This is a genomic window from Streptomyces sp. NPDC107654 (assembly GCF_055639035.1).
Window position 1 is genome coordinate 292,873 of the sequence record NZ_JBVKBI010000004.1, and the last position, 21,718, is coordinate 314,590.

At 69.9% G+C, this 21,718-nt stretch carries 22 protein-coding genes; 19 read left to right on the forward strand and 3 right to left on the reverse strand.

The window, feature by feature from the left end; genetic code table 11:
* The first annotated feature begins 2 nt into the window (after positions 1-2).
* The 11 genes from ACZ7N4_RS09595 (at position 3) to ACZ7N4_RS09645 (ending at position 10,354) form a co-directional block, all read left to right on the forward strand.
* A complete protein-coding gene (locus tag ACZ7N4_RS09595) occupies positions 3-947 on the forward strand; it encodes a type II secretion system F family protein (RefSeq protein ID WP_471355709.1) in 945 nt (314 codons plus the stop codon).
* A gap of 13 nt (positions 948-960) precedes the next feature.
* Positions 961-1,848, forward strand: coding sequence for a DUF5936 domain-containing protein (locus tag ACZ7N4_RS09600; RefSeq protein WP_471355711.1), 888 nt, complete (start codon positions 961-963; stop codon positions 1,846-1,848).
* 395 nt (positions 1,849-2,243) lie between these two features.
* The gene (locus ACZ7N4_RS09605) at positions 2,244-3,749 is read left to right on the forward strand and encodes a sensor histidine kinase (protein ID WP_471355713.1); all 1,506 of its coding nucleotides are present in this window, start codon (positions 2,244-2,246) and stop codon (positions 3,747-3,749) included.
* Positions 3,750-3,760: 11 nt separating this feature from the next.
* The gene (locus tag ACZ7N4_RS09610) at positions 3,761-4,552 is read left to right on the forward strand and encodes a response regulator (RefSeq protein WP_471355717.1); all 792 of its coding nucleotides are present in this window, start codon (positions 3,761-3,763) and stop codon (positions 4,550-4,552) included.
* Positions 4,553-4,677: 125 nt separating this feature from the next.
* Complete coding sequence (locus tag ACZ7N4_RS09615) at positions 4,678-4,908, forward strand: hypothetical protein (RefSeq protein WP_471355719.1); 231 nt, start codon at positions 4,678-4,680, stop codon at positions 4,906-4,908.
* Positions 4,905-5,513 (forward strand): pilus assembly protein TadG-related protein, encoded by a 609-nt coding sequence (locus ACZ7N4_RS09620; protein WP_471356179.1) that lies wholly within the window; start codon positions 4,905-4,907, stop codon positions 5,511-5,513. Before ACZ7N4_RS09615 ends, ACZ7N4_RS09620 begins: the two co-directional genes overlap by 4 nt.
* A gap of 34 nt (positions 5,514-5,547) precedes the next feature.
* Complete coding sequence (locus tag ACZ7N4_RS09625) at positions 5,548-6,129, forward strand: hypothetical protein (protein WP_471355721.1); 582 nt, start codon at positions 5,548-5,550, stop codon at positions 6,127-6,129.
* 7 nt (positions 6,130-6,136) lie between these two features.
* Positions 6,137-6,760 carry an OmpA family protein gene (locus ACZ7N4_RS09630; protein WP_471355723.1) on the forward strand — a complete coding sequence of 208 codons (624 nt, stop codon included), beginning with the start codon at positions 6,137-6,139 and terminating at the stop codon, positions 6,758-6,760.
* Between the two features lie 270 nt (positions 6,761-7,030).
* Positions 7,031-7,522 carry a hypothetical protein gene (locus ACZ7N4_RS09635; RefSeq protein ID WP_471355725.1) on the forward strand — a complete coding sequence of 164 codons (492 nt, stop codon included), beginning with the start codon at positions 7,031-7,033 and terminating at the stop codon, positions 7,520-7,522.
* A 13-nt stretch (positions 7,523-7,535) separates the two neighbouring features.
* Complete coding sequence (locus tag ACZ7N4_RS09640; RefSeq protein ID WP_471355727.1) at positions 7,536-9,779, forward strand: hypothetical protein; 2,244 nt, start codon at positions 7,536-7,538, stop codon at positions 9,777-9,779.
* A gap of 14 nt (positions 9,780-9,793) precedes the next feature.
* Positions 9,794-10,354, forward strand: coding sequence for a hypothetical protein (locus ACZ7N4_RS09645; RefSeq protein ID WP_471355729.1), 561 nt, complete (start codon positions 9,794-9,796; stop codon positions 10,352-10,354).
* A gap of 64 nt (positions 10,355-10,418) precedes the next feature.
* On the opposite strand, the gene ACZ7N4_RS09650 is transcribed toward ACZ7N4_RS09645, so the two are convergent.
* On the reverse strand, positions 10,419-10,796 hold the full coding sequence (locus ACZ7N4_RS09650) for a DUF192 domain-containing protein (protein ID WP_471355732.1): 378 nt from the start codon (positions 10,794-10,796) through the stop codon (positions 10,419-10,421).
* Between the two features lie 50 nt (positions 10,797-10,846).
* Between ACZ7N4_RS09650 and ACZ7N4_RS09655 the strand changes: the two genes are divergently transcribed.
* The 7 genes from ACZ7N4_RS09655 (at position 10,847) to ACZ7N4_RS09685 (ending at position 19,505) form a co-directional block, all read left to right on the forward strand.
* A complete protein-coding gene (locus ACZ7N4_RS09655; RefSeq protein WP_471355734.1) occupies positions 10,847-11,752 on the forward strand; it encodes an LLM class flavin-dependent oxidoreductase in 906 nt (301 codons plus the stop codon).
* Positions 11,753-11,822: 70 nt separating this feature from the next.
* Entirely contained in the window at positions 11,823-12,344 is a 522-nt protein-coding gene (locus ACZ7N4_RS09660) for a GNAT family N-acetyltransferase (RefSeq protein WP_471355736.1), read from the forward strand.
* A gap of 148 nt (positions 12,345-12,492) precedes the next feature.
* Complete coding sequence (locus tag ACZ7N4_RS09665) at positions 12,493-13,320, forward strand: methyltransferase domain-containing protein (RefSeq protein WP_471355739.1); 828 nt, start codon at positions 12,493-12,495, stop codon at positions 13,318-13,320.
* A 1,070-nt stretch (positions 13,321-14,390) separates the two neighbouring features.
* Positions 14,391-15,164, forward strand: a complete 774-nt coding sequence (locus ACZ7N4_RS09670; RefSeq protein ID WP_471355741.1) for an isoprenyl transferase — start codon at positions 14,391-14,393, stop codon at positions 15,162-15,164.
* A 357-nt stretch (positions 15,165-15,521) separates the two neighbouring features.
* Positions 15,522-16,847, forward strand: coding sequence for a PhoH family protein (locus ACZ7N4_RS09675; RefSeq protein WP_471355743.1), 1,326 nt, complete (start codon positions 15,522-15,524; stop codon positions 16,845-16,847).
* A 431-nt stretch (positions 16,848-17,278) separates the two neighbouring features.
* Complete coding sequence (locus ACZ7N4_RS09680) at positions 17,279-17,989, forward strand: aggregation-promoting factor C-terminal-like domain-containing protein (RefSeq protein WP_471355745.1); 711 nt, start codon at positions 17,279-17,281, stop codon at positions 17,987-17,989.
* A gap of 151 nt (positions 17,990-18,140) precedes the next feature.
* The gene (locus tag ACZ7N4_RS09685; RefSeq protein WP_471355748.1) at positions 18,141-19,505 is read left to right on the forward strand and encodes an AI-2E family transporter; all 1,365 of its coding nucleotides are present in this window, start codon (positions 18,141-18,143) and stop codon (positions 19,503-19,505) included.
* 21 nt (positions 19,506-19,526) lie between these two features.
* On the opposite strand, the gene ACZ7N4_RS09690 is transcribed toward ACZ7N4_RS09685, so the two are convergent.
* Together ACZ7N4_RS09690 and ACZ7N4_RS09695 are read right to left on the reverse strand one after the other, a co-directional pair.
* Positions 19,527-20,060 carry an alkyl hydroperoxide reductase gene (locus ACZ7N4_RS09690; RefSeq protein WP_014674689.1) on the reverse strand — a complete coding sequence of 178 codons (534 nt, stop codon included), beginning with the start codon at positions 20,058-20,060 and terminating at the stop codon, positions 19,527-19,529.
* Positions 20,061-20,063: 3 nt separating this feature from the next.
* A complete protein-coding gene (locus ACZ7N4_RS09695) occupies positions 20,064-20,618 on the reverse strand; it encodes a peroxiredoxin (RefSeq protein ID WP_467926728.1) in 555 nt (184 codons plus the stop codon).
* A gap of 139 nt (positions 20,619-20,757) precedes the next feature.
* On the opposite strand from ACZ7N4_RS09695, the gene ACZ7N4_RS09700 reads away from it, so the two are divergent.
* Complete coding sequence (locus ACZ7N4_RS09700; RefSeq protein WP_471356183.1) at positions 20,758-21,705, forward strand: LysR substrate-binding domain-containing protein; 948 nt, start codon at positions 20,758-20,760, stop codon at positions 21,703-21,705.
* The last annotated feature ends 13 nt before the right edge of the window (positions 21,706-21,718 follow it).

Here is a 21,718-nt window from a genome sequence, read left to right on the forward strand (position 1 = left end):
CCATGGAACTCCACACCCTCGTCCGGCTCACCACCGGAGTGACGCTGCTGACCTGTGTCCTGGCGGTGGCCGGCGTCCACGCCCACGCCTCCGGCCGGGCCCGGCGCGCCGCCCTCGTGGACCGCCTCGTCCACACCGGCCCACCGACCGCGGCCGGCCGCACCCGCCGCTTCCGCGACCTGGACCGGCGGCTGCGCCGCACCCGCCTCGGCCGCGGGCTGGAGCGGCGCCTGGCGGCGACCGGCCTGGACGTCACGCCGGGGGAGTTCTTCGCCGCCATGCTCGCGACCGTGGCCGCGCTCTGGGTGATCGGCCAGGCCACCCTGGCCCCCTTCTTCGGTCCCCTCGCGGGGCTCCTCGGCATCGGTGCGGCGGTCCAGTTCCTCAACTGGCAGCGTCAGAAGCGCATCGAACGCTTCATCAACCAGCTCCCCGAACTGGCCCGCATCCTGGCCAACGCCACCCAGGCCGGCCTCGCCCTGCGCACCGCGATCGGCATGGCGGCCGAGGAGCTGGAGGCCCCGGCCGGCGAGGAACTCGCCAAGGTCGCCGACCAGCTCTCCATCGGCCACTCCCTGGAGGACGCGCTCGGCGAGCTGGCCGACCGCCTCCCCTCCCGCGAACTGGTCGTCCTCGTCACGACACTGGTCCTGTCGAACCGGGCGGGCGGCCAGGTGGTCTCGGCCCTGCGCAACCTGACCGAAACCCTGGAGGAGCGCAAGGAGACCCGGCGCGAGATCCGCACCCAGCTCTCCCAGGTGACCATGACGTCGTACGCCGTACCCGTCCTGGGGATCGGCGCGTTGTTCCTGATGAACGGCGTCAAGGACGGCGCGCTTGACCGCATGACCGGCTCCCCGGTCGGCCAGGCCTGCGTGATCATCGCGTTCGCCATGTACGCCGTCGGCTTCGTGCTCATCCGCCGCCTGAGCCGGATCGACGTCTGAGGAAGGTGACCCGATGGCATACCTGCTCGCCCTGCTGATGGGCGTGGGCGTCTGGGGCGTCTTCGCCGGCCTCCGCATGTACCGCGCGGAGGCGAAACTCCCCGGTGACCTCGCCGTCGCCCTGGAGGTGGGCGCCACCCGCACCGGCGCGGTCGGCTCGGCCGTCGACCGCCTCGGCATGCGCTACGCCCCCGCCGTGCTGCGCCTGATGGGTCCGCGCCTGGTGGCCAGGTACCGCCGGAAGATCGACCTCGCGGGCAACCCCGGCGGCCTCACCATCGACCGCTACGCGGCCCGCCGCGCGGTCTACGGCGCACTGGGCGCCGTCGGCTTCCTGGTCTTCCTCCTGCGCGGCCACTGGTTCGTGGCCGTACTCCTCCTCCTGTTCGGCGCCTTCTGGACGGAGGTCGGCCTCTGGTCGGCCATCCGGGTCCGCAAGGACGTCATCGAACGCACCCTGCCCGACTTCCTGGACGTCCTCGCGGTGGTGGTCAGCGCGGGCCTCGGCTTCCGCCAGGCCCTGGACCGGGTCGCCTTCCGCTACGAGGGGCCGTGGGCCGACGAACTCCGCATCACCCTCCGCCAGATGGACCTCGGCATGAGCCGCCGCCAGGCCTTCGCGGAGCTGAGGCGGCGGAACGACTCCGAGCAGGTGGCGATGTTCGTCACGGCCCTTCAGCAGGGCGAGGAACTGGGCGCGCCCATCGTCGACACCCTGGTCTCCCTGGCGAAGGACATGCGCCGCACCGACGCCCAGAACGCCCGCCGCAAGGCCGCGCGCGCGGTGCCCAAGGCCACGCTGATGATCACCACGTTCATGGTCCCGGCGACGATGCTCCTGCTGGGCGCGGGCCTGCTGCTGGGCTCCGGCGTGAACTTCGGCTCGCTCACGGGGGAGTGAGGGACGGGGTGGCGGGGATGGGCATGGGGCTCACGGGGCGGGGGGTGGGGAGGGGAGGGGTGCGGGGGGCGCGTTGGGCGGTGGGGACGCGGGGCGCACTTTGGGAGCTGGGGAGGCGAGGGGGGCGTCTCGGGGCGTGGTTGCGGGGGAGGCTGGTTGGGGGCGTCGGGACGGGGGCGGCTGGTGTCGGGGTGGCTGGTGTCGAGGCGGTTGGTGTCGAGGTGGGGGGTGGGGGCGGGTCGGCGGATGGTGTCGGGTCAGCCGGCCGTGTGAGGTTGGCGGACGGTGTGGCGTGGGCGAGCGGTAGTGCGTGGGCGGACGGTGCCGGTTCGGGGGGCTGTGTCGGTTCGGCGGGCGGTATCGGTTCGGGGGACCGTGCGGGGTCGGCGGACCGTGTGGGATCGACGGACAGTGTCGGGTCGACGGACAGTGTCGGGTCGGCGGACGGTGTCGGGTCGGCGGACGGTAGCGGGCCGGCACGCGGCGGGGAGTCGGAAGCATCGCCGCACCCGGCCGTGCTCCCCCCGGCCGAGCCCTCCGAGAAGCTCCAGATCCGCGCGCTCCAGGCGATGTGCCGCCAGGTCTTCGGCTTCCGTCTGGCCATGATTCTGGTGTCGGCCCCGGCGGCCCTCCTCAACGCGGCCCCCGGCCTGGGCGCCCGTCTGGTCGGCGCGGCCGTGGTCGTCACCTTCATGGTGTCCTACGTCCTCTTCCGCGACTGGGAACGCTTCGGCCCCCTCCTCCTGCGCCACCCCAGCCTGCTGGCCGCGGACACCGTCTTCGGCTCCTTCCTCCTCGTCTCGGCGGGCCCGGACACCACCCTCGCCTACGTCAGCGTCTGCACCCCCCTGCTGGCCGGCCTGGTCTACAGCTGGCGCGGCGCGGCCTGCTTCGCCTCACTCCAGTCCCTGATCCTGCTGCTGGTCCACGCCACCCTGAAGACCGACCGGCACGCGCCCGTCGCCGAGGCCCTGCTGCTGCCCGGCCTGTGCGTCATCGCCGGTGCCATGGGATCGACCCTGCGCAACCTGATGCTCCGCTTCGGCGCCGCGACCCAGGCCCTGACGACGGTGCAGGCCCGCCTCGCGGCGGCGGAGGCGGTGAGCGCGGAACGCGCACGCCTGGCCCGCGAGATGCACGACTCGGTGGCCAAGACCCTCTACGGCGTGGCCCTGGCGGCGGACGGCCTGGCCACCACGGCCTCGACCGCGACCCCCGACCCGGCCCGCATCAGGGAACAGGCGGAACTGGTGTCCCGCTCGGCCCGCAGGGCGGCGGCGGAGTCCCGGGAACTGCTGACGGACCTACGACGGGACGTCCCGGAGTCACCGGACGAGGCGTTCGCCCTGTGGCAGGCACTGGAGCGGGAGGCAACGGACGTCACCAGCCGAACCGGCCTCAAGGTGACGTGCCGCTGGGCGTGGGAGGAGACGGACGGGGCCGGGACGGGGACGGGCGGCCGTCAGAGGGGGACGCACGGGGACCGGGGTGAGACCGGAGGGACGGTGCCCGACGAGGCCACGCCCGGTGGCTTCTCGCCCGGCGGGACCCCGCCCCTCCCACCCGCCTTGACCCGCCACCTCCTCGCCATCGCCACGGAGGCACTGGAGAACGCCCACCGCCACGCGTCCGCGACCCGGGTGGACGTACGGGCATCGGTCGACGGCCAGCTGCTCCGCCTGACCATCCACGACGACGGCGCCGGCCTTCCACCCGGCACCACCCTGGAAGGGCTCCGCGGATCCGGCCACTTCGGCCTGCTCGGCATGGTCGAACGGGCCGCGCAGGCGGGGGCCCGGATCCGTATCGGAAGGGGTACGCACGAGCGCGGTACGGAAGTGCGCCTGGACATCCCCCTGCCCGCCCGCCCCCCGTCGCCCCCCGCCCCCGGAAACCCCTGAGAGGAGGCACCATGCGGCCCACACGCCACCCAAGGCCGTCACACGGCGAACTCGGCACCGCGAGCACGCCGTTCCCACCCCCGACTCCGGCCGCCCCGCCGTTGCGGCTCCTGGTCGCCGACGACAACCCCGTGGTCCGCGCCGGCCTGACGGCCCTGCTGTCGGGCCACCCGGACACCACGGTGGTGGCGGAGGCACGGGACGGCCGGGAGGCGTACGAGGCGGCGGTCCGTCACCGGCCCGATGTCGTCCTCCTCGACGTCCGCATGCCCGGAGTCGACGGAATCTCGGCGTTGCCCCACCTGGTGGGGCTGGCCCCCGTCATGATGCTCACCTACAGCCATGAGACGGAGACCGTGCGGGAGGCGCTGCGGCTGGGGGCGGGGGGATATCTGGTGCACGGCGAGTTCACGACGGAGCAGTTGGTGCGGGCGGTGCGGGATGTCCGGGAGGGGAGACCGCATGTGACGCCGGGGGCGGCGAGGGCGTTGCTGGAGGATCTCCGAGGAGATGCACCTGCACACACCGACAATCAACACCTCGCAACTGCAACGGATTCACCACCTTCGGCCCTTTCGCATCTGCAACCATCTATGGGACAGTCGTTCCGGTCGCGGTTCCGGCTGAGTACGAGGGAGGTGGAGATCATGGACCTCATCGCGTCCGGCATGACCAACCAGCAGATCGCCGCCGCCTGCTTCATCAGCGAGAAGACGGTCAAGAACCACATCAACCGCATCTTCGCCAAGCTCCACAGCACCACGAGATCCCAGGCGACGGCGAAGTGGCTGGGGGTGGCTTGAAATGCGGCGGCAGGACGGGAACCCGGGGAGGAAATGGGCCTGGGGTTGGGTCCTTGGGCCCTCTGTTCAGTCTGCGGGAGCGCCCTACGGTGCCTTGGTCGGAAGCAAGCCCGGAGGGGAGCACCGTGAGCGATCTATTGCTGAAGACGGCTGTGGCGACCAAGGTTCGCCTGCACGGTTGGAAGAACACGACGGTCAAGGCGATGCGTCGTCACGGCGGCGACCGGGGGCAGACTGCGGTCGAGTACCTGGGCATCATCGCGGTGGTGGTCGCGATCGTTCTGGCGATCACGGGGACGGACATCGGCAAGACCATCCTCGACAAGATCAAAGCCAAGATCACGGAGATCACCTGATCCTCCGGCGTACAGACGGCGACTCTGGGCAGGCCTTCCCCATCTACATCACGGTGGTGGCGGGCCTGCTCTTTCTTGCGTTCGTCTATCTTGCGGTCGGTCAGGCCGCGGTGAATCGCGGTGGCGCTCAGACGGCGGCTGATGCCGCGGTGCTGGCGGCAGCACAGAACGGGCGTGACCAACTCGCGGCCGCCTGGGTCGCCGACCTACTCGACCCGGACAAGTGGCAGGACGTCTTCGAGGGCAAGGTGCCTGTCGACAACCCGTGCGGGCGGGCGGAGCAACTCGCAGCCCAGAACGACGCCACGCTGAACGACTGCAATTGGCGGCTCTTGCGGTACACGGTCGATGTCGAGACCAACAAGTCGGTCGGTGACTCCGTCGTCCCGGGTACCGAGGACATCCACTCCAAGGCTTCTGCGGCGGCCGTCATCGAATCGCGCTGTACGTTCTCTGGCGATCCCGGCGATCCCCGTGATGCTGGTGGTGACGATGGACTGCCCCAACTCACCTGTGGCGGCAAGCTTTGGAAGCTGGACCCGGACAACGAAGCGACCATGCCCGCACCCGAGGACCTCTTCGAGGTTCACCTGGCCGCCGACTGAAAAGCGGACGACGATGGAAAAGGGAAGCAGCGCGATGAGCATGCGGTTCACTGCGAAGGCTCGCAGGGGAATGGTTGCCATGACCATTGCTGTCGGCTTGGCCGTCGGTGTAGCCGGTTGTGGCGGTGGGGGCACTGACGACAAGAAGCCGGAAGCATCCGCATCCGCCTCCAAGCGGGGCGGTTCTCAGGCGAGCGCTCAGGAGGGCCAGCCTGAAAAGCCGTTGGCGGAACTGAGGGGCCCCGATGGACTGATTCTGAAGATCATGTCCGCGCAGCGGGATTCGGGCGGATTTGTCACTGTCAACGCCCAGTTGAAGAATGACAGTGGCAAGGATGCCGTGCTCTCGTCGCAGCTGACCGGTAACGAGACAGAGATCATGAAGAACGGGCAGTCCTTCGGTGGCGCCACTCTCGTCGATTCTGAGGCGAAGAAGCGCTACTACGTGCTGCGGGACACCGACGGACGGCCGTTGACCACGATCGGCGTCCAGTCGGTCAAGGCGGGTGACACCGTTCCCGTTTTCATGCAGTTCCCGGCGCCGCCGGCCGGCACGACGGAAGTCAGCTTCCAGTTGCCCACCTTCGCCAGTGCCACCATCAAGATCTCCGGGTGAGGCCCCAGTGACCACCACACCCCGCCTCGCCCTCACCTCCGCCGCCCTCCTGCTCATCGCGCACCTGTCCGCCACCCCCGCGATGGCCGACGACACCGGCCCCAGCGAGCCCCCCGGTACCGAACCCTCCGCCGCCGCCCCGGTAAAGGTCGACCCCACGGATCCGGACCTGAAGCTTCCCGAGGGCGCCACGCTGGCCGAGGCCAAGGTGTTGGACATCAAGTCGGTCGTGGAGGACCAGAGCGGGGAGGAGCGACGTGAGGACACCAACGCCGACGTGACGTTCGCGCTCCAGGCGGAGGTGCTCTTCGGCAAGGACAGCGCGAAGATCAGTCCGGAGGCCAAGTCCCGCATCTCCGCCATCGCCGAGGAGATCAGGAAGCAGAACGCCACCCGGGTCCGCGTCTTCGGCTTCACCGACAACCTCGGCTCCTCCGCCCACGGCGACACCCTCTCCAAGCAGCGCGCCAACGCCGTACAGGCCGTACTGGACCAGGACTTGAACAGCCCGACGATCACCTTCGACGTCCGCGGCTACGGCGAGCAGTACCCGATCGCCGACAACGCGACCGAGGAGGGCCGGCGGAAGAACCGCCGCGTGGAGGTGACGTTCCCCCGTACCCAGCCGTGACCGCCCGCAGCGGTGACCGCTTTCAGATACGCCCCGGCCGGCGCACGAAAGCGGCCTCAGCGGCGCTTTCCAGCCGACTGTGCTCCCGACAGCGTCGGGAGCCGGTGACGCCTCAACGCCTCAGCTATCGTGCCGCTGTTGCTCCTGTTACGCACAGACAGGACATGGACACTCTGCGCGAACCCTGAGGTGCTGACCACAGGGTCGCGGGCCGGCCCCCGGGATCCCGGCGGCCGCACGGAGACAGCGACTACGGGGAGAGGCCCTGACATGGCGTGGGACGAGTGGGAACGGCTCAAAACCGGCGCGAAGGAGCGCGGCTCCGCGCGCATGCAGCTCAACCACCTCGCCGACCCGATCGACGCGAGCAGCGGTACCTACGGCGACCTGAAGGTCGGCAACAGCGATCTCATGGCCATCGGGAAAGAGGCCCACTCGCTCTACGACCAGCTGTGGAACAAGGCCCGGGTGGCACAGTCGGCGAGCGAGTCCGCGGCCGGTGACCTCGCGAAGCAGGGTTTCACCCTGGGCAGGGGGCTGAAGCACGTCGCCCAGCGCTGGGACGACCAGCTCAGGTCGCTGCTGGACGCGTGCGCACAGATCTCCAACCACATGCACGTCACCAAGAAGATCCACTCCGGCGACGACGGCTACATCGGGCGCCAGATGAGCAGCATCGACACCCTGGACGCCGGTTTCGACGACCGTGCGGGGGAACCGGGCGAGAAGAACCCGGTCTACTACCCGCAGAAGAAGCACTGAGCGGGGCCGTCGAGTGAAGTTCGAGGACCTCTACCAAGCCGACTTCAAACAGCTCGACGACGCGGTCCACGACTGGGGACTGCTCGTCCGCAACCTGACCGACCTGCAGAAGCAGGCGAGGGACGGACTGCACGACAAGGCGGTCAAGGCCGACTGGCACGGTGTCAACGCCTCCGTCTCCAAGGAGTTCATCGGCAAGACCGCCGGCGAGTTCGAGGACGCCACCAAGGAGGCGTCCTCCATCCACAAGATCCTTCAGGACACCCGGGACGAGCTGAAGCACTACAAGGAGCAACTGCACCAGGCCATCGAGAACGGCCGCAAGAAGAACCTCACCGTGATGCCGTCCGGCGACGGCGGCTTCACCGTCACCATGGCCGTCCATCCGGACCGTGCCGGACACGGGACCAAGGTCTCCGACCACGGCGTCGCGGACGAGGAGCACCTGCGCGACGAGGTGCAGAGGATCCTCGGCAACGCCGCGAAGAGCGACAGCACGGCCACCGACGTCCTCATGGCGCTCGTCGACGAGAGCAGGTACGGCTTCACCGGTGTCGTCTACGAGAACCGGGACTCGGCCGCGAAGGCCGTCCAGGAGGCCGACGCGCTGGCGAGACTGGCGAGGAAGGACCCGTCGAAGCTCACCCCGGCCGACTTCGACAAGATCAACGCCGGCCTGAAGCAGTACCACGACGACCCCTTGTTCGCGGAGGAGTTCGCCGAGCGGCTGGGCGCCCAGGGGACGGAGAGGTTCTGGCTCGGCCTCAACGACGACCGCGAGGGCGCGCACCTGGCCTATGACCGCGGATACAAGTACGCCGAACTGCAGAAGAACCTGAGCCTGACCCTGGCCACCGCGAGCCAGTCGGACAGCGCGGGCATGGAGGCGTGGAAACAGCAGGTCATCGCGTCGGGCAACAAGCCCGTCGGTACCCACGGCGAAGTGCTGGGCTTCCAGGTGATGAGCAACCTGATGCGCAACGGTGACTTCGACGATCGGTTCATGACCGATTACGGCCGCGCGCTGATGAAATCCGAACGGTTCCATACGCACGACGGCAAGAACGTGGCCTGGCAGGCGAGTATCTGTCCTCGGCTCAACCACGAGGGCTCCGACGGCGGCTGGGATCCGCTCAACGGGTACCTGAAGGGCCTGGCGAACAATCCCGCGGCCGCCACGAACTTCTTCGACGACGACTTCGTCCCGCAGGACGACGACCACAAGAAGGCCGTCTCCAACTTCGAGTATCTCTTCAAGCAGCGGCAGTGGCCCATGGACGTCCACGACACCCACGATGTCCACAGCATCGCCGGCCAGAACTACCTGGCCCAGGCCCTGGAGGCGGCGACCACCGGCCACCCGGCGGGCGAGATCCCCACGGCAGACACCCCGGCCCACACCAGTGCCCAGACCAAACTGTTCGAGGAGATCGTCTCCGCCACAGCGGACAAACAGGAACTGCTCACCGATCGCGGCTACATGTCGGACAGCATGGGCCAGATCGCCTCTGAGTACCTGCCGGACATCAACCGCGCCAACAGCGACTTGCCGCACACGGATCTGCTCTACCCCATCGACGGCGCTGCGGCCGATGTCGATGGGCGGGACGTGAACAAGTTCCTGTTCGCCGTGGGGCAGAACCCCGAGGGATACGCTGCCGTCGAAGTCGGCCAGAAGGCCTACATGTCGAATCTGTTGCAGCACCACCTGAACCCCGACCTGCCGGCCGGCCACCGTTTCACCAGCGACCACGAACTCCTCGTTCAGACCGTCGCCGAGAGGAGCGGCGAGGTCTCCGGGATCCTCAGCCAGGCCCGTATGGAAGCCATCGGCAGTGTCGCGAAGGGAAAGGACGACTCCTTCGACCATGCTGTCGCCCAGTATCAGAACCTGGTCTCCGGTGGCATCGGTACGGCCGTCGGCGTAGGAACGTCATTCATCGGCTCCCCCGCGGCCGGCGCGGTTGTCGGCGGCGCGGCAGGCACCGCGACGGGCGCGGCCTTGCAGTGGCTGTTCCAGGACGTCCAGGGCAGCGCGGCGGATGACGCTCAGGACGACGAAGGAAAAGTCTGGGCCCGTGGCCTGCACGGCAACGCCGCGTACGCACAAAAGGCGGCAGAACAAGCTGTGAAGCGATACCACCTGAGTCCGGACCTTGTGGCATACGCGGGGAATTCTGCCCATCAGGGCTACCAGAACTCCTGGGCTGTTGTTCACGGTCAGACGCCGGGAAGTACCGCAGACATTCCGGGGTGAATGAAGGAGAGTCATTGAACGCCCTCCGCTTTCAATGGAAAAGCATTTCTGGGGTCGCAGTGATCGTGGTCGCCAGTCTTCTGGCCGCTGTTGCTGGCTGCAGTGGCCACAAGGAGCAGCGTGAGTACGCGGTCCCCCACTCCCTGTGCGGGATTCCGGTCGACCATGACGAGCTGGCACCTTTCATGCCTACTGGTAGAAACTTGACCATCAAGAAGGATGTTCCCGACTCTCTGTCGTGGACTTGCCAGCTCCGCGTCGACTCCCACGTGGCGGTGGAGATCAGCCAGATGTGGTTGACGAGCAGCAGCACCGCGTACTTCGTGGGGGGACAGGCGGACTCCCGGCTCGCCCACGAAGCCGAGGGGGGAAGGTTCCTCTATTCCGGCTGGGAGGCATTCGGGAAAACGCGGCGCTGTACGCACAGGAAGCTCCCGGGAAGTCACATCTTCACGGCATTCCAGATGCAGTCGCCCGATCACCAGGACGCCGACGCGATGAGGCGGCTCATCATTGATTACACAGCGGCTGTCGAGAAAACGGATGTCTGTAGAGACGGCAGATCTTTCGCCTGAAGACGGGCTGTGGGCATCTCCGCACGGGGCGGGAAGCGGTCGGCGAACGCCGGTCGACCCAGACCTATAGTTCGGGCTCGACCTCGACTCGAACACCCACGTCCACCCCCCACCCCGCCATCACCCCCGCCTCCGCCTCCAGCACATGCCGTGCCCGGAGGCGGGGCAGGCCCAGGCGGCCCGGGGGCATGGTGTGGACGGCGATGACGGTGAGGTGGCGGTCCAGGTAGGCGACGTCGATCGGGATGCGCATGCCGAAGGTGTGCACCCCGCTCGCCGGCGACAGCAGCAGCGCCCCCTCGACGGAGTCCCGGCCCAGGAGCCCCTTGGTCCGGGCCCGGTAGGAGGCGGCGATCTCCAGGGGAACCCCCGCGGCGGCCGTCGCCGCTCCGGAGCCCGTCCGCACGACCAGTCGCCCCCGGCCGTCCCGCCAGCGTCCCATGCCCGCCATCCCCTTCCCCCGGCACTCAACTCGCCACCCGCGTAATTGCGTTGTACTTCCCCGTTCTCCCCACTAGGAAGAGCGCCATGACAGGACTCGGTGTCGTATTCCGCCCCCAGCTTCCTCCCGAGCGACTGCGGGACGTCGCACGCGTCGCGGACGCGACGGGACTCGACGAGTTGTGGCTGTGGGAGGACTGCTTCCTGGAGGGCGGGGTGTCCACGGCCGCCGCCGCGCTCGCCTGGACCGAGCGGGTGCGGGTCGGGATCGGGCTGTTGCCCGTGCCGCTCAGGAACGTCGCCGTCACCGCCATGGAGGCCGCCTCGCTGGAGCGGATGTTCCCCGGCCGGGCCATCCTGACCGTGGGACACGGGGTCCAGGACTGGATGGGGCAGGTCGGCGCCCGAGCCGCCTCCCCGCTCGGGCTGCTCGGCGAGCACCTCGACGCCCTGCGGGCCCTGCTGCGCGGCGAACGGCTCAGCGTGCGCGGGCGGTACGTCCAGTTGGACGACGTGGCCCTCGACTGGCCCCCGCGGCGTCCCGTCGACATCCTCGCGGGCGGCACCGGACCCCGTACGCTCCGGCTCTCCGGCGAGAAGGCCGACGGCACCCTCCTCACCGCCGCCACCTCGGCAGACGCAGTACGGCGGGCCCGGGAGCTGGTGGCGGAGGGGCGGCGGGCGGCCGGGCGCGGCGGCTCCCACCGGATCGTCGTCTACCTGCTGGCCGCCACGGGCGCCGGCGCCGAGGACCGGCTGCGCGCCGAACTCGTCGCCGAGGGGCTGGAGTCGGCGGGCGTGGGGGTCGCCGGGGACGCGGGCGTGGTGGCCGAGGCGGTACGGGGGCTGGCCGAGGCCGGTGCGGACACCGTCGTGCTGCAGCCGACGGCGGACGAACCCGACCCGGAGGGGTTCGTGCGGTTCGCCGCGGAGGAGGTTCGGCCGCTGCTGCCCTGACGGCAACCGGGCGACTGGGCGTGGTCGCCGGTCGGGAGGCGTTGTCGGTGGCGGGTGCCACACTGCCCGCATGACTGAGGAGACCGACGCCGACGTGCGCGAGACCGTGTCCTTGCGGGCCGTCGTCGACGACGACCTGGAGGCCTTCTTCGCCTATGAGCACGACCCCGAGGCCGCCCGGCGGTCGAGGTTCACTCCCCGGCCGCGCGAACGCTTCTTCCCGCACTGGCGCAACCGGGTGCTCGGCGACCCCGACTGCCTGGTGCGGACGGTCACCGTCGGCGGGGAGGCCGCCGGAAGCGTCGTGTCCTGGACGCAGGACGGACGCCGGTTCGTCGGCTACTGGCTCGGGCGGCCGTACTGGGGCCGTGGCGTCGGCACCCGCGCACTCGGCCTCTTCCTGCAGCTGGATCCGGTCCGCCCCCTGTACGCCGACCCCTTCTCCGGCAACACCGCCTCCGTACGGCTCCTGGTCAGGCATGGCTTCGAACACTCCGGCACGGTCCGCCACGGCACGGACGAACATGCGCTGCTGGTCCTCAGGGGAGTCGCCGGGGAGGGTGGTGAGGAGCCCGGGGGACGGAGGGGGTGATGGAGGGGACGACGGACGGACCGCGTCGACAGGATGCCGACGCGAACGCAGCCACCTTCCCTCACGGCACACCCAGTGCCCCCACCGGCGGTCCGCCGGCCGTGGAAATCGGCGGGAAACGGCGGACCTCCGCTGAGATCATGGCCGTGTGACAGCGCACCGTTCCTTCGAAGACCTCCTGGCCGAAGGCGCCGACGCGCCGACCGAGGGCTGGGATTTCTCGTGGTTCGAGGGGCGGGCCGGCGAGGCACGGCCGTCGTGGGGGTACGCGCGGTCGGCGGGGGAGCGGCTGGCCGGGGCCGGTGCCGTGCTGGACATCCAGACCGGCGGCGGGGAGGTGCTCGACTTCGCGCTGGGCCGGGCGGAACCGGACCGGCCGCTGCTGGTCGCGGCGACGGAGGGGTGGCCGCCGAACGCGGCCAAGGCCACGGCGCTGCTGCGGCCCCGCGGGGTCGTCGTGGTCGCCGCCCCCGACGACGCCCCGCTGCCGTTCGCGGACGAGGCGTTCGACCTGGTGCTCAGCCGGCATCCGGTGCGCCCGCACTGGGAGGAGATCGCCCGGGTGCTGCGGACCGGCGGGACGTACTTCGCCCAGCACGTGGGTCCCGGCAGCGTCTTCGAACTGGTCGAGTACTTCCTCGGACCGCAGCCGGAGGAGGTGCGCCGTGCCCGCGACCCCGAGCGGGAGCGGGGCGACGCCGAGGCGGCGGGCCTTGAAGTGGCCGGGCTGCGGGCGGAGCGGCTGCGGATGGAGTTCCACGACATCGCCGCAGTCGTCCATTTCCTGCGGAAGGCCGTCTGGATGGTCCCGGGCTTCACCGTCGAGGCGTACGAGCCGCGACTCCGGGCGCTGCACGAGCGGATCGAGAAGGAAGGGCCGTTCGTCGCGCACAGCGCCCGGCAGCTCTTCGACGTACGCAAGCCGGAACGCGGACGACGCCCGGTAATGCGTGCCAGGACCCAGGCGGGCGGCTGACGGCTGTCCGGCGGGGTTTCTGTCGAAAGTTTGACGGGAGTTCCCTCAGGGTTTCCACATTGTTATCCACTCCGGTTTCACATGAGTCTCACCGGTCACGTAAGTTCAGACCAAGGTTATTCGCGTGAGCAAAGCTGCGCGGCCGGTACCGCGCAGTGGAGGGGGCTGCGCGGTGCCGTGAGCCAGGTGATCTTCATGCGGTGGTGGAGCGGAAGCGTCAAGTCCGCCATTCGCTGACGCCGTAGCCCGTCGGGGGGACTCCGGGCAACTCGCCGATGAGCACCCAAGATGGCCTAATCCCTGCGAATCTATTCGTATGCAGCGGATTTACCTGTGATTCCGCTGTGAACGAGCCGGGAAAGGCCTCTGAATCTCCCCTTCCGCGACCAGCGGGGCGTTGCCGGGTGATTCCGGAGAGTAGTTGTGGCACGCCGATGCACCCACCATCACTTACGAAGGGTTATGGTGGAAACCCCCCCTCGGGCCGGTCCGTCTCCCCCCCACGGACCGGCCCGTTTTTCTTCCCCCGGAACTTCCGGGGCACCGCCAGGGACACCCGCTTCCCGGGCGGACCCTTCTCCCCGGCCCAGCGGGACCCCCCTCCCAGGCCCCGGCAGGAGCCCACCCCCGGCCAGGCGGGGACGCCCCGCCGTGGCAGCCCGGCGAAACCCTCCCGAACCTCCGGACGACTCCCCGGGGACCTCCAGGGGGCGGCCTCCCGGAGACCTCCCGGGGCCCTCCTCCGGGCAGCCGCCCCCGGGAACCGCCCGCGCAGCCTCCCCCGGGAACCGCCCGCCCCCCCCGCGGGTCCCACGGACCCCTGCTCCCCGTCCCCCTGAGGCCCCCCCGCTTCCCATCCCCTGGAGCCCCCGCGCCCCGCCCCCTCAGGCACCCACCCCCAGTCCCCCCAGCCCCGCCCCCTTTCGAACCACACCCCGCCCCCCACAGGCCCCCCACCCCCGCTCCCCCGCAGGGCCGGGCCATGACCAACCCCCGATCAGCGGTAGGCTCAACGGCTCCGGCACCCCGTACCCCGCGCCCACCCCCGCGCCCAACCCCCGGAGGGTCACGTGAACCTGCGCGACAAGCTGCGCGGCCTGCTCGTCAGGCTCTACGCACGCCGGGTGGAAGGCCACCTGGACCACGCTCAGGTGCCCAAGCACATCGGCGTCATCATGGACGGCAACCGCCGCTGGGCGAAGGCGTCCGGCTCCAGCACGGTCCACGGGCACCGGGCCGGTGCCGAGAAGATCGAGGAGTTCCTCGGCTGGTGCAGCGAGACCGACGTCGAGGTCGTCACCCTGTGGCTGCTGTCCACCGACAACTTCGACCGGCCGCAGGAGGAACTCGTCCCCCTGCTCGGCATCATCGAGGACGTCGTCCGCACCCTCGCCGCGGACGGCCGCTGGCGCGTGCACCACGTCGGCACGATGGACCTGCTGCCCGCGCAGATGCAGAGGACGCTGAAGGAGGCCCAGGAGGCCACCGCCCACATCGACGGGATAACCGTCAACGTGGCCATCGGCTACGGCGGCCGGCAGGAGATCGCCGACGCCGTGCGCTCCATGTTGCTCGACGCGCACGACAAGGGCCTGTCGATGGAGGACCTCGCCGAGTCCGTCGACATCGACATGATCGGCCGTCACCTCTACACCGGGGCCCAGCCCGACCCCGACCTGGTGATCCGCACCAGCGGCGAGCAGCGGCTGTCCGGATTCATGCTCTGGCAGACCGCTCACTCGGAGTACTACTTCTGCGAGGTCTTCTGGCCGGCGTTCCGGAAGGTCGACTTCCTGCGCGCCATGCGCGACTACGCCGCACGTCACCGCCGCTACGGCGGCTGACCGCCCGCTCCGCCCCGTCCCGCCCCGTCGCCGCCCGGTGACGGGGCGTCGTCGTTCACCCGGATTCCCGGGCCGGTCACAAGGAGTTCACCGGCGCGCTGTTGGCCACATTTGCATGGCGGCGCATGTTCGAGGGCATAGACCAAGCAGGTCGACACCCGAACCACGGGCGTCGGATCTCAGCGGGCGGCAGGGAGCCGTCCGCCCGGGAGGCCCTTTGCACCAGCCCGACCGTGCGGTCAAGGCACGGAAGCAGCCGCGGAGGGCCGGTTCACGGCCCGCCGTACGCGAGGGCCAGACACCGGTCCAGCATCACTTCGTCGCTCCCCGACCTCATCCGAGGGGGTACGTCCTTCCGTGGTGACCAGCACAAAGCGCCACAAGTCAGACCGGCGCACGTATGTTCTCGACACCAGCGTCCTGCTGGCCGACCCGAATGCCCTGGCCCGCTTCGACGAGCACGAGGTCGTGCTCCCCATCGTGGTGGTCACGGAGCTGGAGGCCAAGCGGCACCATCCCGAGCTCGGCTACTTCGCCCGGCAGGCCCTGCGCCGGCTCGACGAGTACCGGGTGAGGCACGGCCGTCTCGACGCCCCCATCCCGATCGGGGACCTCGGCGGCACCATCCGTGTCGAGCTCAACCACTCGGACCCCAGCGTGCTGCCCACCGGCTACCGCCTGGGGGACAACGACTCCCGCATCCTCGCGGTGGCCCGCAACCTGCAGGCCGAGGGGTTCGACGTCACCGTCGTGTCGAAGGACCTGCCGCTGAGGATCAAGGCGTCCTCGGTCGGCCTCCTCGCCGAGGAGTACCGGGCCGAACTCGCCATCACGGAGAACTCCGGCTGGACCGGGATGACCGAACTCACCCTGCCGGGTGAGCAGGTGGACATCCTCTTCGAGGAAGGACACGTGTACGTCCCGGAGGCGGCCGGCCTTCCCGTGCACACCGGTCTGACCATCCAGTCCGAGCGCGGCAAAGCCCTCGGCCGGGTCACCGCCGAGGGCAACGTCCGGCTGGTCCGCGGCGACCGGGAGGCGTTCGGCATCAAGGGCCGCAGCGCCGAGCAGCGCATCGCGCTCGACCTGCTGCTCGACCCGGACGTCGGCATCGTCTCGATGGGCGGCCGGGCCGGCACCGGCAAGTCGGCGCTGGCGCTGTGCGCGGGCCTGGAAGCGGTCCTGGAGCGCCGCCAGCACCAGAAGGTGATGGTCTTCCGGCCGCTGTACGCCGTCGGCGGGCAGGAGCTGGGCTATCTGCCGGGCACCGAGGCGGAGAAGATGAGCCCGTGGGCGCAGGCCGTCTTCGACACCCTCTCGGCGGTCACCAGCCGCGAGGTCATCGAGGAGGTCACCGCGCGCGGGATGCTGGAGGTGCTCCCGCTCACCCACATCCGCGGGCGCTCGCTGCACGACGCGTTCGTGATCGTGGACGAGGCCCAGTCCCTGGAGAAGAACGTCCTGCTGACCGTCCTGTCCCGGATCGGCGCCAACTCGCGGGTGGTGCTCACCCATGACGTGGCACAGCGGGACAATCTGCGCGTAGGCCGTTATGACGGAGTCGTCGCCGTCGTGGAGAAACTGAAGGGACATCCCCTCTTCGCCCATGTCACGCTGACTCGGTCCGAGAGGTCCCAGATTGCCGCGCTTGTGACCGAAATGCTGGAGGACGGCCACATCTGACCTGCCCTGAGCGGCAGTTGGCGCCGTCCGGCAAAGGCCAAGAGCCTAGCCGGGCGGCGCCTTCGCGCGTGGAGCTTTCCTGAAATCCCAGGGGCCAAACGGGATGTGAGCTTTCACACGCAACACAGAATTGCCACGCGGCGTTCGGTTACGGCAGAGTCTCACTCCTGTCAGGCCCCGCATACGACACAGCTGTACCCCCTGGGGGCACCACCCAGGCGTTGAGCCCTGGGGGTGGTATGGCACCACTGGAATCACCACCAACTCCATAGAGTTCGTCGTATGCCGCCCGTGCACCACGCGGCGCTCCCCATGGGGGAGTTGCCCACCGGGCCCGTGCCTCCCGTGACCCCGCAGTTGGGAGGCCAGTGTCAGGGGCACGATTGCGTCCGCCAGGGTCACCGAAGCGGGCGATGCTGGAAGGAAACCGTGTGAGCCGGATTTCGGTCCGGGGATTCGCAGTGGCCTCGGCCACCGCGGTCACCGCTGTCGGAAGCGTCGTCGGCGTTGCCTCGGGCAGCACCGCGCAGACCAACGACGCCGAGGCGACGGCAGCCGACACCACGCTCCTCGCGGACATACCCGCGGGTCAGCAGGCGCAGGTCCAGGCCGCGTCCCTGACGCAGCAGGCCGACGCGCAGGCCATCGCCGCCGACGCGAGCGCCAAGAAGGACGCCGAGGCAGCCGCCCGCAAGGCTGCGGCCGAGACCGCGATCGCGAAGAAGGAAGCCGCCGAGAAGGCGGAGAAGGCGGCCAAGGAGGCCGCCAAGGAGCGCGCCGAGACGAAGGCGGCGGCCAGCCGCGGCACCGACGTCCGCGACTCCTCCAGCTTCCCGACCCAGAGCAGCTACACGGTGGCGCAGATCCAGGCGATGGCGCGGCAGATGGTGGCCGGCGGCCAGTTCCAGTGCTTCAGCAACATCGTGGACCACGAGTCCAGCTGGAACTACCGCGCGGTGAACGCCTCCTCCGGTGCCTACGGTCTCTTCCAAGCCCTGCCCGGCTCCAAGATGTCGTCCGCCGGAGCCGACTGGCAGACCAACCCGGCCACGCAGATCAAGTGGGGCCTCAACTACATGAACAGCCGGTACGGCAGCCCGTGCCAGGCCTGGTCCTTCTGGCAGGCCAACCACTGGTACTAGGCGCCGCGCCGGATCCGGTCGGCCCTCACGCACCTCGCGCAGCCCCTCCCCGTCCTCAGGGGAGGGGCTTTCGCCCTGTACGGTCGTATCCGGACGGCTCCCCGGGGGAGTGATGGCGAGTACCCGGGGACGCGGGGGGAAGAGGACGGACATGTCGCGAGTGCCAGGGTGGCTCGGCCGGCTGGGAGCCGGTCTCACCGAGATGAGCGAGCGCCTGGACGAGCGCCGCGCCGAGGTGGACAAGGAGCAGGGCGACTCCGCGGAGTCCGTCGGCACCGAAGCCGCCGGTCCGCCCGCCGACGGGCCGCCGCCCGCCCGCCCGTCGGCGGCGCCGCGCGGCCCCCGCCCCGACCCGGCTCAGGCCGTGCCCTGGGGTGTCCGGGTCGCCGCCGAGGCCGGCTGGCGGGTCCTGGTGCTGGCCGGCACGGTCTGGGTGCTGATGCGGGTCATCAGCGCCGTCCAGCTGGTGGTGTTCGCCTTCGTCATCGCCCTGCTGGTCACCGCGCTGCTCCAGCCGACGGTCGCCCGGCTCACCCGGCGCGGGGTGCCGCGCGGACCGGCCACCGCGCTCACCGCCATCTCCGGCTTCGTCGTGATCGGACTGATGGGCTGGTTCGTGACCTGGCAGGTCATGGAGAACATCGACACGCTCTCCAGCCAGATCCAGTCCGGCATCGACGACCTGCGCGACTGGCTGCTGAAGAGCCCCTTCCACGTCACCGACAAGCAGATCAACCAGATCGCCAAGAACCTCCGCGAGGCGATCGGCGCCAACACCGATCAGATCACCTCCGCGGGCCTGGAGGGCGTTCAGGTCATCATCGAGGCGCTCACCGGCATCCTGCTGGTGTTCTTCTCGACGCTGTTCCTGCTCTACGACGGCAAGCGGATCTGGGAGTGGTTCCTGAGGCTGGTGCCGTCCGCGGCCCGCCCGGGCGTGGCCGGGGCCGGCCCGCGCGCGTGGCGCACGCTGACCGCCTACGTCCGCGGCACGGTCCTGGTCGCCCTCATCGACGCCATCTTCATCGGCATCGGCATCTACTTCCTGGACGTGCCGATGGCCGTCCCGCTGGCCGTCTTCATCTTCCTGTTCTCGTTCATCCCGCTGGTCGGCGCGGTCGCCTCCGGGGCGCTGGCGGTGATCGTGGCCCTGGTGACGCAGGGTGTGTTCACCGCGGTCATGACCCTCGTCGTGGTCCTCGCGGTCCAGCAGATCGAGGGGCACGTCCTGCAGCCGTTTATCCTCGGCCGCGCGGTACGCGTCCACCCGCTCGCGGTGGTGCTGACCGTGGCCGCCGGCGGCATGGTGGCCGGCATCGGCGGCGCGGTGGTGGCCGTACCGCTGGTGGCGGTGACGAACACGGTGGTGGCCTATCTGCGGCAGTACTCGCAGGAGGTCCACGGGCAGGCGTCCGCCGAGGAGGACGCCGGGGATGCGGGGAAGACCGGGGACGCCGGGGAGACCGGGGACGAGGACCCGGGGGAGAACGCGAAGGACCCCGCCCACCAGGGGTGAGCGGGGCCCTCGTCGTACGGCTTACTCAGCCAGCACGGCCTCGGCGTCCAGGGTGACGCCGACGGCCTGCACCACGGAGGCGATCTTGAAGGCCTCCTGGACGGTCTCGCGCTCCACGCCGGCCTTGCGCAGCACCTGCTCGTGCGAGTCCAGGCACATGCCACAGCCGTTGATCGCGGAGACCGCGAACGACCACAGCTCGAAGTCGACCTTCTCCACGCCCGGGTTGCCGATGACGTTCATCCGCAGGCCCGCGCGCAGGGTGCCGTACTCGTGGTCGGACAGCAGGTGCCGGGTGCGGTAGAAGACGTTGTTCATCGCCATGATGGCGGCGGCCGACTTGGCGGCCTGGTACGCCTCCGGCGAGAGGTTCGCCTTCGCCTCCGGCTCCAGCTCACGCAGCACGATCGGGGAACGGGAGGCGATGGCGGTCGCCAGCACCGTGCCCCACAGCTGCTGCGCCGGCAGCTCCGAGTTGCCGATGACCGAGCCCAGGTTGAGCTTCAGGTCCTTGGCGTAGTCCGGGATCCGGGACTTCAGGGAGTCGAGCGACACGGGTCACTCACCAGCCAGCAGCGCGACCGGGTCGAGGGTGTCCTCGCCCTTGCTCCAGTTGCACGGGCACAGCTCGTCGGTCTGCAGGGCGTCGAGGACCCGCAGGACCTCCTTGGGGTTGCGGCCCACGGAACCGGCGGTGACCATCGTGAACTGGATCTCGTGGTTCGGGTCCACGATGAAGACGGCGCGCTGGGCGTAGCCGTCCTCGCCCTCGATGCCGAGGTCGCGCATCAGCTCGTGCTTCGGGTCCGCCATCATCGGGAACGGCAGGTCGGTCAGGTCCGGGTGGTCCTTGCGCCAGGCGTGGTGCACGAACTCGGAGTCACCGGAGAAGCCGAGGATCTGGGCGTCGCGGTCGGCGAACTCGTCGTTCAGCTTCCCGAACGCGGCGATCTCGGTCGGGCACACGAACGTGAAGTCCTTGGGCCAGGCGAAGACCACGAGCCACTTGCCCTCGTAGGACTTGTGGTTGAGCTGCTCGAACTCCTTGCCCTTCTCCAGGGAGACGCAGGCGGTCAGGTCGAACTCGGGGAACTTGTCACCGACAGTGAGCACAGGCTCTCCTTGCAGCGAAGAAAGACCCCTTTTGGGGATCTTTCCCATGGGTTGGACTCTGACGATGTTGGCACAGGGTGCATTGATTAGGGAAATAGCTACACTCGGTCGTGTTGATCGGAGGGAGCTATCAGTGACCATGAGTAACGGCAAGCGGAGGCAGCCGAGCCTGTCGCAACTGCGCGCCTTCGCCGCCGTGGCCGAGCACCTGCACTTCCGCGACGCGGCGGCGGCCATCGGGATGAGCCAGCCCGCCCTGTCCGGCGCGGTCTCGGCGCTGGAGGAGACCCTCGGGGTGACCCTCCTCGAGCGTACGACCCGCAAGGTGCTGCTCTCGCCCGCGGGGGAGCGGCTGGCCGTCCGCGCCAAGGCGGTGCTGGGCGCGGTCGGGGCGCTGCTGGAGGAGGCCGAGGCGGTCCGGGCACCCTTCACGGGCGCCCTGCGCCTCGGTGTGATCCCCACCGTCGCGCCGTACCTGCTGCCGGCCGTCCTGCGGCTCGTCCACGAGCGCTATCCGCACCTCGATCTCCAGGTGCACGAGGAGCAGACCGCCAGCCTGATCGACGGGCTGAACTCCGGCCGGCTCGACCTGTTGTTGCTGGCCGTGCCGCTCGGCGTGCCCGGCGTGGTCGAACTCCCCCTGTTCGACGAGGACTTCGTGCTCGTCACCCCGCTCGACCACTGGCTCGGCGGCCGGGAGGGCATCCCGCGCGAGGCGCTGAAGGAGCTGAACCTGCTGCTCCTGGACGAGGGCCACTGCCTGCGCGACCAGGCCCTGGACATCTGCCGGGAGGCCGGCCGCGAGGACGCCCCGGTCACCACGACCGCCGCCGGCCTGTCCACCCTGGTCCAGCTGGTGGCCGGCGGCCTCGGCTGCACGCTGCTGCCGCGCACCGCGCTGAAGCTGGAGACCGCCCGCAGCAGCCAGCTGCTCACCGGCTACTTCGCCGACCCCGCCCCCAGCCGGCGCGTCGCCTTCGCGATGCGCGCGGGAGCGGCCCGGGCCGCGGAGTACGAGGAGCTGGCGGGGGCCTTGCGGGAGGCGCTGCGCGCGCTGCCGGTGCGGGTCGTGGCGGAGGACCGCTGACTCCACCCGCCCG

What these genes read in the sequence shown, in the direction of transcription:
- ACZ7N4_RS09625 (WP_471355721.1), top strand. Translation starts at nt 5,548, where the DNA reads ATGAGCATGCGGTTCACTGCGAAGGCTCGCAGGGGAATGGTTGCCATG.
- ACZ7N4_RS09595 (WP_471355709.1), top strand. Translation starts at nt 3, where the DNA reads ATGGAACTCCACACCCTCGTCCGGCTCACCACCGGAGTGACGCTGCTG.
- ACZ7N4_RS09700 (WP_471356183.1), top strand. Translation starts at nt 20,758, where the DNA reads ATGAGTAACGGCAAGCGGAGGCAGCCGAGCCTGTCGCAACTGCGCGCC.
- ACZ7N4_RS09660 (WP_471355736.1), top strand. Translation starts at nt 11,823, where the DNA reads ATGACTGAGGAGACCGACGCCGACGTGCGCGAGACCGTGTCCTTGCGG.
- ACZ7N4_RS09610 (WP_471355717.1), top strand. Translation starts at nt 3,761, where the DNA reads ATGCGGCCCACACGCCACCCAAGGCCGTCACACGGCGAACTCGGCACC.
- ACZ7N4_RS09635 (WP_471355725.1), top strand. Translation starts at nt 7,031, where the DNA reads ATGGCGTGGGACGAGTGGGAACGGCTCAAAACCGGCGCGAAGGAGCGC.
- ACZ7N4_RS09600 (WP_471355711.1), top strand. Translation starts at nt 961, where the DNA reads ATGGCATACCTGCTCGCCCTGCTGATGGGCGTGGGCGTCTGGGGCGTC.
- ACZ7N4_RS09685 (WP_471355748.1), top strand. Translation starts at nt 18,141, where the DNA reads ATGTCGCGAGTGCCAGGGTGGCTCGGCCGGCTGGGAGCCGGTCTCACC.
- ACZ7N4_RS09650 (WP_471355732.1), bottom strand. Translation starts at nt 10,796, where the DNA reads ATGGGACGCTGGCGGGACGGCCGGGGGCGACTGGTCGTGCGGACGGGC.